Below are 15,382 nucleotides of genomic sequence, written 5' to 3'. Positions count from 1 at the left end.
TTTTCTTTTACCGTGCGTCCGGGGGCTAGCCCTTGACGGCGCCCTGGGTTAGTCCGGAAACAATCTGCCGCTGGAACAGCAGCACCAGTACAACGACCGGGATGGTCACAATAATCGCAGCTGCGGAAATTGCTCCCGTAGGCTGCTCAAACTGTGACGCACCGGTGAAGAAGGCCAGTGCCGCCGGAACCGGCCGTGCCGCCGAGGTTGAGGTCAGTGAGATGCCGTATACGAAGTCATTCCAGGCGATGAAGAAAGCAATGATCGCGGTGGTGAAGACTCCGGGTGCGGCGAGCGGAACGATCGCCTTCCGGAAGGCCTGCCATGTGGTGGCCCCGTCCACCTGGGCGGCCTGCTCCAGTTCCCAGGGAATCTGCCGGAAGAACGCGGCCAGGGTCCAGATGGAGATCGGCAGGGTCAGGGACAGGTACGGAATGATCAGCCCGAGCCAGGTGTCGTAGAGACCGATGTTCCGCCAGAGGTTGAACAACGGGGTCACGATGGAGATGACCGGGAAGATCGAGACGCCCAATGCCGTGGTCAGCACCAGCCGCTTGCCCGGAAAGTCCAGCCGGGCTATCGCGTAGGCGCACAGCGTGGCCAGTACAACGGCTATCACCGTAGCGATCAGCGAGATGCCGATCGAGTTCCTCAGCGCCGAGAGGAAGAGCTCCTGGGCGTCGCCGACCAGGATCTCTTCGTAGTTGACGGTGGACCAGGTGCTCGGCAGGAAGGTGCCCGAGGTGAGGTCGCTGGGGAGCTTGAAGGACGTCGCGAAAATGGAAGCGACCGGAAACAGGGCGTAGACGATCACCAGAATGGAAATGATCGTCCAGGTAAGGCGTCTGCGGATCGGTGACGACTTCATTTATTTGCCCCCTCGTGCGCCGGTCAGGTCCACTTTGAAGAGTTTGATCGCGATGAAACAGATGATGATCACGCACAGGAACAGCAGGACGGAGATGGCGGACCCCATGCCAATCTCCAACCGGGTAATGGATGTGCGGTATGCCAGCAGGGACAGCGTCTCCGTGCCGTAGGCACCCTTGGTCATGATGTACACGTTGTCAAAGATGCGGAAGGCATCCAGTGCCCGGAAGAGCACCGCCACCATGATCGCGGCTTTCATGTTCGGCACAATCACGCGGGAGAAGCGCTGCCACCAGGTGGCGCCGTCGACCTCTGCGGCTTCGGTCAGCTCGCCGGGCACCTGGGCCAGGCCCGCGAGCAGCAGCAGGGAGATGAACGGAGTGGTTTTCCAGATTTCCGATGCCATGATCACGGAGATCGCGGTGCCGAAGTCAGCGAACCAGTTCAAATCCGGGCTGATGCCCGGCACCCAGTCGAACCAGTGGTTCACATAGCCGGAGTTGATGTCGAACGCGTAGAACCAGGCGAAGGCCGAGACCACCGTAATGATGCCGTAGGGGACCAGGATGGCGGTACGGAGCCAGCCGCGGATGGACTTGAGCGCACTGTTCATGACCATGGCGAGAAGGAAACCGAGGACCAGTTCGATCACGACCGTGACCACGGTGATGAGCAGGGTAACGCCGAGGTCCCGCCACCAGACCGAGTCGGTCAGGACCGTGATGTAGTTGCCCAGGAATACGAAGGTCCGGTCGTCCGGTGCGGTGAGGCGGTACTTGAACAGCGAATCGTAGAAGGCCAGAAGAATCGGATAGGCCGTGACGGCCAGCATGATCACAAAGGCGGGTCCGGCCAGCCAGAATCCCAGCCGGCGTTCACTGCGTGCGCGGTCACTGAGTTTTTGCCGGCGCGGTTTTGGGCTGTCGCCCTCGGCGGCGGCACGGGTCTCGACGGACGTACTCATAACAGCCTCTCTCCCTTCAGGACCGCGAGTATGAACTCCTGGCTAGTGGCGGGCGTGGTGTCAGGATTGACGTCCGACGGCGGTGTCCAGGTCTGCTGGATGCCGGTCGAGATCTCGTTGTAGTACGGCGTCTGGGGGCGGGGCTTGGCCAGCTGGAGTGATTCCTGGATGGTTCCGGCCATCGGGAATGTCTCCAATGCCGTGGGATCGTTGTACGCCTCGGTGTTGGACGGCGGGTTGCCGTTGGTCTGGAAGTAGTAGGCCTGGTTTTCCGGGCTGACAATACACTCGATGGCATCGTAGGCGAGGTCCGGATGCTTGCTCTTGGCGCCGACGGCCAGGTCGATTCCGCCCAGCGGGGGAGCGGTGTCCTCACCCTCGTTGACCTGGGGGTAGAGCGCCCAGCCAATGTCGTCCACGAGGGACTGCGGCAGGGTGCCTTCCTGGACGGCGGCGTTGGTGGCCGGCCAGACGAAGGGGTAGTTCACCATGAATGCGCCCTTGTCCCCTTGGAACTGGATCATGGAGAAGTTTTCCGTCTGCGTGGGCAGGCCGGGCCCGCCCAATCCGTCCTTGCCGATGGTGGAAACGATTTCGGCGGCTTTCGTGCCAGCCTCGGAATCGATGCCCAGTTCGATTTCGTCCGCTGGAGCGTCGGGATTCTCTACGATCTGTCCGCCGGCGGATTCGATCAGGGCGTTCACCCAGACGGTCATCGACTCGGCCCGGGCACCCTGCACACTGAGGAATTTGTCCTGTTCCCGGACGGCATTGATGAGCTGGTCCCAGGTCACGGGCTGGGTCATGTCCAGCCCGGCAGCTTCCGCCACTGATTTGCGGTACCAGAGGATCTGCGTGTTAGCCCAGAAGGGAACGGCCACTACCTCGCCCTTCCAGGTGGCGCCTGTCAGGGCGCCTTCAACCACGTTCTGGGTCGTGCGTTCACGGACATCGTCAGGGATCGGTGCCAGATAGCCGGGCTCTGCATATTCCGGAACGTTGGGCGGATCCAGGCTCATGATGTCCATGGTCGTATCCCCGGCCGCCAGGCGGCGGGCCAGCTGTTCGCGCTGCGACGCGGCGTCGTTCGGAAGCAGGGACGTCTCGATGGTGTAAGCGCCGCCAGACTCTTCCGTGCAGCGCTTTGCGAGTTCGGCCTGGCCGCCGTCGTCGGGATTGATATACCAGGTCAGGGTTGGTGCAGAGCCTGCATCCGAGCTGCAGCCGGCCAGCAGTGTGGCACCGACGGCGAGGGCGAACCCCGCGGCCGCAGACTTCCTCATCCAGGGTCTGCCGTGATGTCTAGCGTCTTTTGGCATTGGTGTATGCCTCCACCTCGTCGTAGGCACGGACTGAGTGATTTTCCGCGAAAGGAAGCCATCCTCAGCAACCTTTCGATTGACCCTATGCCCTCCGGCCGTATTGCGCCACAGTTCACATGGGAAACACGTGTTACCTCAGGTCGCAGCGGTCAGCGGCCCTTCGGCAGGGAGTCCGTCCGGGGGTTTCGGGGAGGCTGCAGGGGGTGGATGTGCGGCTACGCTGTGCCGGGTGTGCAGAGATGGCGGGTTCGGCGCCATGGAGGTCGCCATACCTGCGCATCGAGGGGGGACGGAACCAGCTCGCCCACGCTCGCTACCAGAAGGGACGAACCCAGCCGCCGGATGAGACGGAGTTGTTAGTGCCCGGGGACAGCCAGCGGCGGGCGCTCGGTGCCGGGCGTAAGTGCCTCGGCCGGATCGGTGCCCAGGGAGAGGATGCGGTTCTGGGCATCAACGTGCACCACTGTGGGGACAAAGGTCCGTGCTTCTTCGGTGCTCATGTCCGCGTAGGTGATCAGGATGACGGTGTCGCCGATGTTCACCAGATGAGCCGCAGCGCCATTGATGCCGATCACGCCGCTCCCGCGTTCTCCCGCGATGGTGTAGGTCTCCAGACGGGAGCCGTTGTTCACATCGACAATGGAGACGAGTTCACCAGGCAGGATGTCTGCTGCATCGAGGAGATCCAGGTCCACGGTCACAGAACCTACGTAGTGGAGGTTCGAATGGGTGACGGTGGCACGATGGATCTTGGACTTAAACATTTTGCGGTTCATGGCTGTTCAAGTGTACGCCTGAATGACGGTCTGCAGAGTGCCTCAAAACGGTTCAGGACTTGATGCCGCTGGAGGTGCGCCTGAATCAGGCTGCAAATATCCGCTGAGCCGGATGAAGGGAATTGGAGCGGGCGACGGGAATCGAACCCGCGTATCGAGCTTGGGAAGCTAGCGCTCTACCATTGAGCTACGCCCGCATGTCCGGCGAAGCACCGGAACAGAAAACCACTTTACATGCCTTCAGCACCACCAGCACAATGTGGCGCACCCGTGACACTAACGCAGCGCCTCAGGCTGTTTCCTAATCCGCTGACCGGGCTTCTCCATTGCCCTTGCGGGCGCGGTCCACTAACTCCCGCCAGCGTCCCTGCAGGGATTCCTCCGGGATGGTGACCGCTGCCTTTCCGACGCTGATTTCATAGGTAAAGCGGTCGGGCATGCCGGCAGCGGCCTCGGTGGACGGCGGGTCCTGAAGCAGGGGCAGCCAGCGTTCCTCGGCCTCCTGGGAACTCACCTCACTGCTCCACGTGCGCCTCATACCTGCGACTCCGCCGCTGCGCACCACAACCAGTCTCATACCATGACGTTAACCTCTTTCCACGCTGCCTGCACAGCAGAACTTTCTGCGCCAGAGGCACCGTAGCGTTTTTCCGCGGAGGTGACGGTCGCTGCAGCGAAGACGCTGAAGGTGCAGTCCGCGGGGAAGTTTGGTTCGGTAATGGTGTCGTACCAGATCTGCCCGGCGCGTTCCCAGGCGTAGCCGCCAAGCCGGGAAGCGGCCAGGTAGAAGGCCCGGTTGGGGATCCCGGAGTTGAGGTGGACGCCGCCGTTGTCGGCACTGGTCTGCACATAGTCCGACATGTCTGCAGGCTGCGGATCCTTGCCCAGCACATCGTCGTCGTAAGCCGTGCCGGGAGCTGACATGGAACGCAGGCCCCGCCCGTTGACCTCCGCCGTGAACAGGCCCTCACCGATGAGCCAGGAGGCTTCGCTGACCGACTGGCCGAGCAATTTCTGCTCCACCAGTGCACCGAAAACATCGGAAATGGATTCGTTCAGCGCTCCGGCCTGGTCCTGGTAGACCAGCCGGGCGGTGTACTGGATGACGCCGTGGGTCAGCTCGTGCCCAATGACGGTCAGGGACTTGCTGAAGCGCTGGAAGACCTCGCCGTCGCCGTCGCCCAGGACCATCTGGTTGCCGTCCCAGAATGCGTTGTCATAGTCGCGGCCGTAGTGGACGGTGGCGTGGAGCGGACGTCCGGCGCCGTCGACTGAGGACCGGCCGTAGGCGTCGCTGAACAGGGCGTAGGTTGCGCCCAGTCCGTCGTAAGCCTCGTCCACGGCCGGATCGGACGTGGGCGGGGCTCCTTCGGTCCGGACCGGGACGCCGGGCAGTTCCTGCTTCTGCCCGGCATCGAAGACGGTGCGGCGGAGTTTCGGGGTGAGCGCGGTTCCCGGTCCGGGCGCCGGAGCAGTCCGGCGCTCTTTGCGGTTTTCCTCCACGGCCCGCTGTTCCAGCAGGGTCCGCCGGGCGGCATCCGCAGCAGCGGCGAGGCGGTCGGGGTTCTCCGCGATCCGCGCCAGCAGATAGGGCGGGACAATGGAGCAGGATTTCGGGGATTTCGCTGAGCAGGTCACGGTACAGCCCTCCATCTGTAGTGAGGTTCCCCAGAGTAGACGCCGCCACCCCCACTGCAAGGCCGGACGCGGCAAAACCGGCCCCTGTTGGCCATAAGGCAACCAAAATACCGCCAACCGGGCCGGTGCTGCCTGCGGACTGCCGCTATTCGGCCCCGGCTTCCGGCGCTGCGTTTGCCTGCGGCGCCGTGCCTGCGGCGTTTCCTGCGGCACCGTCGAAAGCGGCGACGACGGCGGCCACGCCTTCCGGTCCCAGTTCAAGGCCCAGCGAATTACCGGGGTTAATCGCCAGCCCATAGCCGGGTGCGATGCTGCGCAGGGTGGCTTCGCCGGACGCCTTCACCATGATCGGCGCGGTGTCCCGGATGCGCTGCGGAATCCGCTGAGCGTCTGTGAAGGTTGCGGCAACCGGGGCTGCGCCTTCGGGGGACTTCAGAACCAGGGCCTGGAAACTGGCTGGATCGTCCTCCACGGTCAGCCGGCCGACGCTCAGGAGATCCGCATTCCAGATCGCCGCGATCACGTCCTGGTTGCTGATCTCGCCGGCCTGGCCCGCTTCGATGGCCTCTTCCAGTGCGGTCGCCGGTGCGGGGGAGCCCGCCGGGCTGCCTTCGGTCTCATCTGATGCCGGGGTGCTGCCGGGTTCGTTCTCCATGGAAACTCCTTGGGAGGGTGGGGGTGTATTTACGGCCAGTCTTCCACAGCCGCGCCGGGGCGCAGAAGCACGGGCGGCAGTTACCGTAGGCTCAGCGCAGCCGGGACACCGCGTCCCGGCAACACCCACGGCAGGCGCCGCTAACGCAGACGGAGCAGCGATGAGCGTAGACAAAAACACCCGGAACCTGGAGCCGGAAATTGAGCGGGACTTCAGCAGGAAAATGAGCTACGGATCCTATCTGGGCCTCGGGGAGCTTCTCTCCGCCCAGCACCCGGTCAGCGGTCACCACGACGAGATGCTGTTCATCATCCAGCACCAGACCTCGGAGCTTTGGCTGAAACTGGTGCTGCATGAGCTGCGCGGTGTCCGGCTGCGGCTGATGGCGGATGACCTGCGGGCAGCCATGAAGGGCATTGCCCGGATCAAACATATCCAGCGCTCGCTGACCGAGCAGTGGTCCGTGCTCGCCACGCTGACACCGTCTGAATATGCGGAGTTCCGGGGCGATCTGGGTGCGTCCTCCGGGTTCCAGTCCTATCAGTACAGGGCGGTGGAGTTCCTGCTGGGCAACAAGAATGCCGCCATGCTGGAGGTCTTTGCCGCTGATCCGCAGGCGCAGGAGCTGCTGGCCGCGCTGCTGGAGGAGAGCAGCGTCTACGACGAGTTCATCCGGGTCCTGCACCGCCGGGGGTACGCCGTCGGAGCGGAGCTGCTGGACCGCGACGTGAGGCAGGCCCACACCTTCGACGAAACCCTGATGCTCGTTTTCCGTGAGGTCTATGAGGAGCCCGCTGCCAACTGGGACATTTACGAGGCCTGTGAGGAGCTGGTGGATCTGGAGGACAACTTCCAGCTCTGGCGCTTCCGGCACCTGCTCACCGTCCAGCGGACCATCGGGATGAAGCGCGGGACCGGCGGATCCTCCGGTGCAGGCTTCCTGCGCAGCGCCCTCGATCTGACGTTTTTCCCTGAGCTTTACGCGGTCCGCACGGAAATCCGGCAGGGATGAGATGCGCTATTTTTAGAAGGTGCTGATATCTGACCGCGACATTAGAGCCGAAATTGCCGACGAGCGGATTGTCCTCGATCCCTATGACCCCGCAATGGTCCAGCCTTCCAGTGTTGACGTGCGGATCGACCGGTATTTCCGGCTTTTCGACAACCACAAGTACGCGCACATCGACCCCTCCCTGGACCAGCCGGACCTCACCCGGCTGGTGGAAGTAGCCCCGGACGAACCCTTCATCCTGCACCCGGGCGAATTTGTGCTGGGCTCCACCTACGAAACCGTCACCCTTCCCGACGACGTCGCTGCCCGCCTCGAGGGCAAGTCCTCCCTGGGCCGGCTGGGCCTGCTGACCCACTCCACCGCCGGCTTCATTGACCCCGGTTTCTCGGGGCACGTGACCCTGGAGCTTTCGAACATGGCCACCCTGCCGATCAAACTCTGGCCCGGCTCGAAGATCGGCCAGCTGTGCTTCTTCAAGCTCAGCTCACCGGCCGAATACGCCTACGGAACCGGCGTTTACGGCAACCGCTACCAGGGACAGCGGGGTCCGACGGCGTCGCGCAGCCACCTGAACTTCCACCGCACCAGCATCTAGGTGCCCCAGATCCAGATGCCCCGGGCGGGCCACCCGGAGTAGGTAACCCCTAAACCTCCGGGACCACCGCCTGAGGCGTCCGGTCCGGGGCGCGCACCGGCAGCAGGGCAAGCAGGCCCAGCAGCAGAACCAGCAGAATGCCGATGATGCCGTAGCGCTGCGCGCCAAAGATGGTGATGAAGATGGCGAACAGCGACGGCGCCAGGAAACTCACGGCCCGTCCGGTGGTGGCGTACAGGCCGAACAGCTCCCCCTCCTCGCCTTCCGGGGCAAGCCGGGCCAGGAACGCACGCGACGCGGACTGCGCCGGCCCAACGAACAGGCACAGTGCCAGGCCGAAGATCCAGAACGTCGTGTCACCGGTCCAGGTGAGTCCAAACAGGTGTGCTTCATCAGGGCCAAGCGCAGCGATGGCCGAACCCGCCACCAGCAAACCGGTCAGGGAACCCACAATGACGGGTTTGGGGCCGATGCGGTCGTCCAGGAAGCCGCCGGCGAAGGCTCCGGCCGCTGCGACGATGTTGCCGAAGATAGCGAACATGATGACCTGGGGCAGGTCCCAGCCGAAGGTCCCCGCGGCGATCACGCCGCCAAAGGTGAAGACGGCCGCCAGGCCGTCCCGGAATACGGCACTGGCCAGCAGGAACCAGAGGGTGTGCGGGCTGGTCCGGTAAATCGCCTTGATCCGCCGGAACAACAGGCCGTAGGAGGCGAAGAAGCCCAGCTGGGCGGCTTTGGTCCGGGGGACCTCCGGCACGGTGAAGAAGATGGGCAGCGAGAAGACCAGGAACCAGAGTGCCGAGAACACGGCCACCGCCCGGATGTTCTGGCCGTTCTCCGACGTCACGCCGAACCAGCCCACATCGGGGTTGATAAAGCCAACAAGAACCAGTGCCAGTGCGGCAATGCCGCCCACATAGCCCATCGCCCAGCCGAAGCCGCTGACTTTGCCCACGGAACCCGGCGTGGATACCTGCTTGAGCATCGCGTAGTAGTTCACATTGGCGAATTCGAAGAACACGTTCGCCAGGGCGATCAGGGCCACGCCCAGCAGCAGGAAATCCGGGCTGGGGTAGACAAAGAAACACAAACCTGTCGCGGCGCAGACAGCCACGGTGTTAATCCCGAGCCACAGCTTCCGCCGGCCGCCGGCATCGGAGCGCTGCCCGGTCACCGGAGCCAGCAGGAACACGAGAACCCCGGCAATCGCCAGGGCAGTGCCCAGCACCGCCGAGGCCCGGGCCTCACCGCCAAACGGGGCGGAGGTGAGGTAGACGGTGAAGACGAACGTGGTCATCACGGCGTTGAAGGCCGCCGATCCCCAATCCCACGAAGCCCACGCCCAAATCTCCCGCCGCCGGACGGTGCCCGGCGTTCCCGCAGGTCCGGACGTTGTGTGCGTCATTGATGCCATGACCCAGATGCTAGCCCGCAACGGCCTTATTAACGCCACGGGACGCGGAAATATTCCGCATCTGAGCGGACACACCCGAATGGGCCTGAGCGTATGCCAAGGGTAGAATAAACACAGCCCCTTGCCCGCAACGTTGATAACTAAAGCTGTGTTCTGACCTGTAAACCCTATGAGAACCCGGGAGATCTAACGTGCTAGTTGTGCTCACCGTTTTGTTCACGGTGGCATTAGCGGCGCCGTTATTCTTCCGGTGGTTTGGCCGGTCAGCCTTCTACATCCTGGCCGCCGTTCCGGCAGGGGCGTTCATCTGGCTGATGGCCACGTTCCCCTCCTACACCGGGGCTGACCAGAGCCTTTCCTCGGGTGCACCGAATGCCCCGCCGTCCGTGGTGATCCCCTGGATTCCGGACCTCCGCGTTGAACTCGCCTTCCGCATGGATGCGCTGTCCGCGGACCTGTCCATCCTGATCCTCGGCGTCGGTTCCCTGGTCCTGTTCTACTGCGCGCGCTACTTCCGCCCGGAAGATCCCAAGATGGGGGCCTTCGGTTCCCAGCTTCTGGCCTTCGCTGCGGCGATGTTCGGCCTCGTTACGGCAGATGACCTGATCCTGCTGTTCATCTTCTGGGAACTGACCACCATCCTGTCCTACCTGCTGATCGGCTACGCGGCCCACCGGCTTTCGGCCCGCCGTGCGGCACTGCAGGCACTGATCGTCACCACCTTCGGCGGCCTGGCGATGCTTGTGGGAATGATCATGCTCGGCTCAGTTGCCGGCACGTACCGGATTTCCGAAATCATGGCGATGGCGCCGGAACTTGTCGCCAGCGGCGTGATCGTGGACGTCGCGATCGTGCTGATGCTCGTCGGGGCCGTATCCAAGTCCGCGCTGCTGCCCTTCCACTTCTGGCTCCCGGCGGCCATGGCTGCACCCACGCCTGTCAGCGCGTACCTGCATGCTGCTGCCATGGTGAAGGCCGGCATCTACCTGATTGCCCGCCTGGCTCCGGGGTTCTCAGAGACTGCCTACTGGAGTGCAGTCATCTCCGTCCTCGGCCTGGCCACGCTCCTGCTGGGCGGCTGGCGGGCGCTGCGCCAGCACGACCTGAAGCTCATGCTCGCTTATGGAACGGTGAGCCAGCTGGGCTTCCTCACCCTGGTGGTGGGACTGGGCAACCGCGAGGCCGCCATCGCGGGCATCGGCCTGCTGCTCGCGCACGGATTCTTTAAGGCGACCCTCTTCCTGGTTGTCGGCATCATCGACCACCAGGCCGGAACCCGCGACATCCGCAAGCTCTCCGGAGTTGGACGCTCCGCGCCGCTGCTGGCCGCCGTCGCCGTCATCGGTGCCGCATCGATGGCGGGTCTGCCGCCGCTGCTGGGTTTTGTGGCGAAGGAATCGGTGTACGAAACCTACGTCCACTACGCCGGGCATGAGAACAACCTCACCGGCTGGATCCTGCTGATCGGCGTCGTCGCCGGTGCCATCCTGACCTTCGCGTACAGCTGCCGCTTCGTCTGGGGCGGATTCGCCACCAAGGCAACCTGCGAGCCGACGGCGTTCAAGCCGGTGTCGTGGCCGTTCCTGGCCCCGCCGGCCCTGCTGGCCGCTGCCACCCTGGTGTTCGGTCTTTGGCCCAGGCCGCTGGACACCGCGGCCACACCCTACGCGGATCTCTACCCCGCAGACGGCCCGGTGACGCATCTTGCCCTGTGGCATGGATTCACTCCGGCGCTGGGGCTGACCGGTGTCACCATCGCCGTCGGCCTGCTGCTGTTCTGGCAGCGCGAACGAGTGGAACGGTTCCAGACGCTCACCGCGAGTCCGCTCGACGCCGAGCGTTCCTACCGCGGGCTTATCGGCCTGCTCGACGACGCCGCGGTATGGGTCACCGGCCGCACTCAGCGCGGTTCACTGACGTTCTACCTCTTCGTGATCCTGTCCATGGCCATCATCAGCCCGCTTGCCGCCGTGATTTTCCGCGGCGCCCAGATGCCGGAGAATTTCCACTGGTTCGATTCGCCCGTGCAGGCGGTCATCGGTGCTGCCGTGGTGATCGGTGCCCTGGGCGCTGCCCGGGCCAACAAGCGTTTCCTGGCCGTGCTGATGGTCAGCGTCAGCGGCTACGGAATCGCCCTGATCTTCGCGCTGCAGGGTGCTCCTGACCTGGCTCTGACCCAGATGCTGGTGGAGACGATCGTGCTGGTCGCATTCGTGCTGGCCCTGCGTTCCCTGCCGGCCCGGCTCTGGAAGCGGGAGCCCACCGGCCAGCGGCTGCTGCGCGCCCTGCTGGGAATCAGCTTCGGCGCTGCGATGGTGGTGTTCGCGATGTCCGCGATGGCCTCCCGCGTGGCCGAGCCGATTTCCCTGGCCTACCCGGAGCTGGCCTACAAGGGCGGCGGGGGACTCAACATCGTCAACGTCACCCTGGTGGACATCCGTGCATGGGACACCTTTGGTGAGATCTCCGTGCTGACCATGGCCGCCACCGGTGTCGCCTCCCTGATCTTCATCCGCGGGCGGGGCGACAAACGGCGCCGCGCCGACGAGGTTGCCACCGGATCGGTGGACCGCGGACGCGAGCACTTTGGTTCCTCCGACCGGGAGGCAGCCACGCTCGCGCTGGCACGCAAGTTCTCCACAGTGGCGCGCGAAGCATGGCTGGTGGCCGGCCGGACACTGGCCCCGGAACGCCGGTCGATCATCTTCGAGGTGATCACCCGCCTGCTCTTCCACTCCGTGATCGTCTTCTCTGTCTACCTGCTGATCGCCGGGCACAATGCCCCGGGCGGCGGTTTCGCCGGCGGCCTGATGGCAGGCCTGGCGCTGACTATCCGCTACCTGGCCGGCGGCCGGTTCGAACTTGCCGAAGCTACCCCGGTCAGTGCGGGCATGCTCCTGGGCGGCGGGCTTGGCCTGGCCGCGCTCTCCGCAGCCGCGCCCCTGTTCTTCGGCGGACAGATCCTGCAAACCGCGATCCTGAGCTTCACCTGGCCGGTCTTCGGTGACATCAAGTTCGTCACCTCCACGATTTTCGACATCGGCGTCTACCTGGTCGTCGTCGGCCTGGTCCTCGATGTGCTCCGCAGCCTCGGTTCTGAGATTGATGAACGCAGCGAAGGCGGGTCCTCCGACGATGAGGACCTGATCGAACCCGAACCGGAACTGCTGGATGCGGAAGGAGTGTCCCGATGAGCGTGAACATCACACTGCTGCTGATTATGGGCACACTGTACGCCGCCGGCATCTACCTGCTCCTTGAGCGCAGCCTTACCAGGGTGGTGCTGGGCCTGGCCATGATGACCAACGCCACCAACATCCTGCTCCTTGCCACGGGCGGTTATGAGGGGCTGGCGCCGCTGTTCAACGCGGAGATTCCGCCGGAGGATTACAACGATCCGCTGCCGCAGGCGTTCATCCTCACGTCCATCGTGATCTCCTTCTCCGTGACCGCGTTTATGCTCGGCATCATTTACCGCTCCTGGGTCCTTGGACGGCAGGACGAAGTGCAGGACGACATCGAAGACCGCCGCGTGGCCAGCCAGAGCAGCTACGACGCGGAAGACGACGCCGATGTCCCCGAGGACACCACGGAGTTCACACCGGCGGAGGAAGCCGAAGAAGCACCCGGGTCGCAGCGCGGCGCGGGCACCGGAACCACAGGAGAGGCAAAACGATGAACGCTTCCAGTTTTGCCCCGCTCGCCGTTGTCCTGCCCTTCTTTGGTGCGGCGCTGGCCTTCATCCTGATCCGGCACCAGCGTTCCCAGCGGATCGTCAGCATCAGCGTGCTGACCCTGACCCTGCTGCTCGAGTGCTTCCTGCTGACCGCTGTCTGGGAAACCGGGGCGCAGGCCGTGAACATCGGCGGCTGGCTCCCGCCCTTCGGCATCACCATGGTGGTGGACCAGTTCTCCGCCCTCATGCTCGTGGTCTCCACGGCCATCAGCCTGGCGGTGCTGATCTACGCTGCCGGCCAGGGCATGGCCGACGGCGACGAAGACGGACCCATCTCGATCTTCCATCCGACCTATCTGATCCTGGTGGCCGGAGTCTCCAACGCCTTCCTGGCCGGAGACCTGTTCAACCTGTACGTGGGCTTCGAGATCCTGCTGACGGCCAGCTACGTGCTGATGACGCTGGGCGGCACCACGCCCCGCATCCGCGCCGGCGTGACCTACGTCGTCGTCAGCGTCATTTCCTCCGTGCTGTTCCTGATCGCGATCGCCATGATCTACGCGGCCACCGGCACAGTGAACATGGCTGATCTGGCCACGAAGCTGGGGGAGCTGGACCCGGGCACGCAGATGATGCTGCACCTGATGCTGCTGGTGGCCTTTGGCATCAAGGCTGCCGTTTTCCCGTTGTCCTTCTGGCTGCCGGACTCCTATCCGACCGCTCCTGCGCCCGTCACCGCGGTGTTCGCGGGCCTGCTGACCAAGGTTGGCGTGTACGCCATGGTCCGCACCGAAACACTGTTGTTCCCGGGGGACCGGATCAACACGCTGCTGATGATCGTGGCCGGGCTGACCATGCTGGTGGGTATCCTCGGTGCCCTGGCGCAGACCGACATCAAACGTATGCTCTCCTTCACGCTGGTCAGCCACATCGGCTACATGGTGTTCGGGCTGGCTGTCGCCTCCGTGGTCGGCATCGGCGCCGCGGTCTTCTACGTGGTGCACCACATCACCGTGCAGACCAGTCTCTTCCTGGTCACAGGACTGATCGAACGCCGGGGCGGGACAGCCAACATGGACCGGCTGGGCGGATTGGCCAAGCTGTCCCCGCTGCTGGCAGTGCTCTACTTCATCCCGGCCATCAACCTTGCCGGCATCCCGCCCTTCTCCGGGTTCCTTGGAAAACTGGGTCTGATGCAGGCCGGCGTTGACCTGGGAACCCCGCTGGCCTACGTGTTGGTCGCAGCCAGCGTGCTTACGTCGCTGCTGACCCTGCTGGTGATGGCCCGGGTGTGGAACCGCGCCTTCTGGCGCACGCCGGAAGATGCCGTGCACCCGGATCCGATCCTGCTGGCAACCACCCCGGACGGCAGCGCCGTCCGCGATTCCGGTAACGTCCGGGAACACCAGAGCGGACGCTTCGCCGGCCGTTCCACGGTGAACCTGCTGCCGCGGTCCATGGTCTACCCGACGATCGGGCTGGTGGCCCTGGGTGTAGCCCTGACAGTGCTCGCCGGGCCGCTCTTCTCGCTCAGCGACCGGGCTGCCCAGGACCTGCTGGACCGGACACCGTACATCGAAGCCGTCTTCGGTGAGGGGAACGTCCGATGACCAAAAAAGCCCGCATGCGTAACCACCCGCGGATTCCGCTGCTCAAGGAACTGCCGCTGATCATCTGGCTCGTCCTGCTGTGGGGAGCCCTCTGGCAGGACTTCAGCCTGGGCAACCTGGTCTTCGGTGCGCTTATTGCCTTCGTGGTCACCAACATCTTCTACCTGCCGCCGGTGGATCTCAGCGGCCGGTTCAACCTCATCTACGCACTCGGCTTCGGCGTCCGGTTCCTCTACAAACTGGTGGTGGCTTCGGTCCAGGTGCTGTGGCAGGCCATTGCGCACGGACCCAAAATCCGCAACGCCGTCGTCGCCGTCAAACTGCGCAGCCACTCCGACCTGCTGGTGACGGCCACCGGTCACTCACTGTCCCTGATCCCCGGGTCCCTGGTAGTGGAAGTGGACCGTTCCACGTCCACGCTCTACCTCCACTGCCTGGGCGTGGATACCCAGGAAGCCGCAGAAAAAGTCCGCGATGATGTCCGGGCCACCGAGTCCTGGCTGATCCGGGCCATCGGAACCAAGGAGGACCTCGCGCTGGTGCGTGCCGAGCAAAAAGACCTCAGGGAACTGCGGAACGGAAAGGTCAGCTGATGGCTGCCGTGATCATAGCCGCGGCCGTTATGCTCGCCGTCGCCGCTGCCGGGGCGATCTTCCGGATTGTCCGCGGTCCGTCGATCCTGGACCGCGTGCTGGCAGCGGATGTGCTGCTGGCAATCCTGGGCGGTGCCCTGGTGATTGAGATGGTGATTCACCGGAACCTGGATTTCCTGGCCCTGCTGATTGCAATCTCGCTGATCGGTTTCATCGGTTCAGTGACCGTGGCCCGCTTCGTGACGGACAGGAGGTAG

General features: G+C 64.2%; 15 protein-coding genes and 1 tRNA gene. 7 read left to right on the top strand and 9 right to left on the bottom strand.

The window, feature by feature from the left end; all coding sequences use genetic code 11:
* Window positions 1–25 precede the first annotated feature (25 nt).
* The 8 genes from H9639_RS10845 to H9639_RS10810 all read right to left on the bottom strand — a co-directional run bounded on the left by H9639_RS10845 (window position 26) and on the right by H9639_RS10810 (window position 6,225).
* Entirely contained in the window at window positions 26–868 is an 843-nt protein-coding gene (locus H9639_RS10845) for a carbohydrate ABC transporter permease (protein WP_066296707.1), read from the bottom strand.
* The gene (locus H9639_RS10840) at window positions 869–1,834 is read right to left on the bottom strand and encodes a carbohydrate ABC transporter permease (protein ID WP_191808080.1); all 966 of its coding nucleotides are present in this window, start codon (window positions 1,832–1,834) and stop codon (window positions 869–871) included.
* Window positions 1,831–3,117, bottom strand: coding sequence for a sugar ABC transporter substrate-binding protein (locus H9639_RS10835; RefSeq protein WP_191808079.1), 1,287 nt, complete (start codon window positions 3,115–3,117; stop codon window positions 1,831–1,833). The genes H9639_RS10840 and H9639_RS10835 overlap by 4 nt, the downstream gene beginning before the upstream one ends.
* 395 nt (window positions 3,118–3,512) lie before the next feature.
* Complete coding sequence (gene panD, locus H9639_RS10830) at window positions 3,513–3,932, bottom strand: aspartate 1-decarboxylase (RefSeq protein WP_191808078.1); 420 nt, start codon at window positions 3,930–3,932, stop codon at window positions 3,513–3,515.
* Between the two features lie 123 nt (window positions 3,933–4,055).
* Window positions 4,056–4,129: transfer RNA gene (locus H9639_RS10825), tRNA-Gly, on the bottom strand.
* A gap of 104 nt (window positions 4,130–4,233) precedes the next feature.
* The gene (locus H9639_RS10820) at window positions 4,234–4,509 is read right to left on the bottom strand and encodes a protealysin inhibitor emfourin (protein WP_318242059.1); all 276 of its coding nucleotides are present in this window, start codon (window positions 4,507–4,509) and stop codon (window positions 4,234–4,236) included.
* On the bottom strand, window positions 4,506–5,570 hold the full coding sequence (locus H9639_RS10815) for a M4 family metallopeptidase (protein WP_318242058.1): 1,065 nt from the start codon (window positions 5,568–5,570) through the stop codon (window positions 4,506–4,508). The genes H9639_RS10820 and H9639_RS10815 overlap by 4 nt, the downstream gene beginning before the upstream one ends.
* Before the next feature lie 145 nt (window positions 5,571–5,715).
* Window positions 5,716–6,225 (bottom strand): SseB family protein, encoded by a 510-nt coding sequence (locus H9639_RS10810; protein WP_191808075.1) that lies wholly within the window; start codon window positions 6,223–6,225, stop codon window positions 5,716–5,718.
* Between the two features lie 160 nt (window positions 6,226–6,385).
* On the opposite strand from H9639_RS10810, the gene H9639_RS10805 reads away from it, so the two are divergent.
* The gene (locus H9639_RS10805; protein WP_191808074.1) at window positions 6,386–7,237 is read left to right on the top strand and encodes a tryptophan 2,3-dioxygenase; all 852 of its coding nucleotides are present in this window, start codon (window positions 6,386–6,388) and stop codon (window positions 7,235–7,237) included.
* A gap of 19 nt (window positions 7,238–7,256) precedes the next feature.
* Complete coding sequence (gene dcd / locus H9639_RS10800; RefSeq protein ID WP_191808073.1) at window positions 7,257–7,832, top strand: dCTP deaminase; 576 nt, start codon at window positions 7,257–7,259, stop codon at window positions 7,830–7,832.
* A gap of 49 nt (window positions 7,833–7,881) precedes the next feature.
* Here the strand turns inward: dcd and H9639_RS10795 are convergent, their stop codons facing one another.
* Window positions 7,882–9,237, bottom strand: coding sequence for an MFS transporter (locus tag H9639_RS10795; RefSeq protein ID WP_225219502.1), 1,356 nt, complete (start codon window positions 9,235–9,237; stop codon window positions 7,882–7,884).
* 200 nt (window positions 9,238–9,437) lie between these two features.
* Here H9639_RS10795 and H9639_RS10790 point away from each other — a divergent pair, with 200 nt between their 5' ends.
* From H9639_RS10790 to H9639_RS10770, 5 genes are read left to right on the top strand one after another with little or no spacing between them, the layout of a single operon-like run.
* Window positions 9,438–12,440 (top strand): Na+/H+ antiporter subunit A, encoded by a 3,003-nt coding sequence (locus H9639_RS10790; RefSeq protein ID WP_191808071.1) that lies wholly within the window; start codon window positions 9,438–9,440, stop codon window positions 12,438–12,440.
* Window positions 12,437–12,925, top strand: coding sequence for a Na(+)/H(+) antiporter subunit C (locus H9639_RS10785; RefSeq protein ID WP_191808070.1), 489 nt, complete (start codon window positions 12,437–12,439; stop codon window positions 12,923–12,925). The genes H9639_RS10790 and H9639_RS10785 overlap by 4 nt, the downstream gene beginning before the upstream one ends.
* Complete coding sequence (locus H9639_RS10780; protein WP_191747752.1) at window positions 12,922–14,532, top strand: Na+/H+ antiporter subunit D; 1,611 nt, start codon at window positions 12,922–12,924, stop codon at window positions 14,530–14,532. The genes H9639_RS10785 and H9639_RS10780 overlap by 4 nt, the downstream gene beginning before the upstream one ends.
* Window positions 14,529–15,125 carry a Na+/H+ antiporter subunit E gene (locus tag H9639_RS10775; protein WP_225219461.1) on the top strand — a complete coding sequence of 199 codons (597 nt, stop codon included), beginning with the start codon at window positions 14,529–14,531 and terminating at the stop codon, window positions 15,123–15,125. The genes H9639_RS10780 and H9639_RS10775 overlap by 4 nt, the downstream gene beginning before the upstream one ends.
* Window positions 15,122–15,382 (top strand): monovalent cation/H+ antiporter complex subunit F, encoded by a 261-nt coding sequence (locus tag H9639_RS10770; protein ID WP_404799665.1) that lies wholly within the window; start codon window positions 15,122–15,124, stop codon window positions 15,380–15,382. The genes H9639_RS10775 and H9639_RS10770 overlap by 4 nt, the downstream gene beginning before the upstream one ends.

The sequence above is a fragment of the Arthrobacter gallicola genome, assembly GCF_014836775.1.
In the GTDB taxonomy this organism is placed as follows: Bacteria; Actinomycetota; Actinomycetes; order Actinomycetales; family Micrococcaceae; genus Arthrobacter_B; species Arthrobacter_B gallicola.
The sequence above is the reverse complement of the archived record's forward strand: the minus strand, read 5'-3'. Positions and strand labels throughout refer to the sequence as shown.

Bases quoted from the DNA above. Each gene is read 5' to 3' on its own strand.
- H9639_RS10845 (WP_066296707.1), bottom strand. From the start codon at position 868: ATGAAGTCGTCACCGATCCGCAGACGCCTTACCTGGACGATCATTTCC.
- H9639_RS10840 (WP_191808080.1), bottom strand. From the start codon at position 1,834: ATGAGTACGTCCGTCGAGACCCGTGCCGCCGCCGAGGGCGACAGCCCA.
- H9639_RS10835 (WP_191808079.1), bottom strand. From the start codon at position 3,117: ATGAGGAAGTCTGCGGCCGCGGGGTTCGCCCTCGCCGTCGGTGCCACA.
- panD (WP_191808078.1), bottom strand. From the start codon at position 3,932: ATGAACCGCAAAATGTTTAAGTCCAAGATCCATCGTGCCACCGTCACC.
- H9639_RS10820 (WP_318242059.1), bottom strand. From the start codon at position 4,509: ATGAGACTGGTTGTGGTGCGCAGCGGCGGAGTCGCAGGTATGAGGCGC.
- H9639_RS10810 (WP_191808075.1), bottom strand. From the start codon at position 6,225: ATGGAGAACGAACCCGGCAGCACCCCGGCATCAGATGAGACCGAAGGC.
- H9639_RS10805 (WP_191808074.1), top strand. From the start codon at position 6,386: ATGAGCGTAGACAAAAACACCCGGAACCTGGAGCCGGAAATTGAGCGG.
- H9639_RS10795 (WP_225219502.1), bottom strand. From the start codon at position 9,237: ATGACGCACACAACGTCCGGACCTGCGGGAACGCCGGGCACCGTCCGG.
- H9639_RS10785 (WP_191808070.1), top strand. From the start codon at position 12,437: ATGAGCGTGAACATCACACTGCTGCTGATTATGGGCACACTGTACGCC.
- H9639_RS10780 (WP_191747752.1), top strand. From the start codon at position 12,922: ATGAACGCTTCCAGTTTTGCCCCGCTCGCCGTTGTCCTGCCCTTCTTT.
- H9639_RS10775 (WP_225219461.1), top strand. From the start codon at position 14,529: ATGACCAAAAAAGCCCGCATGCGTAACCACCCGCGGATTCCGCTGCTC.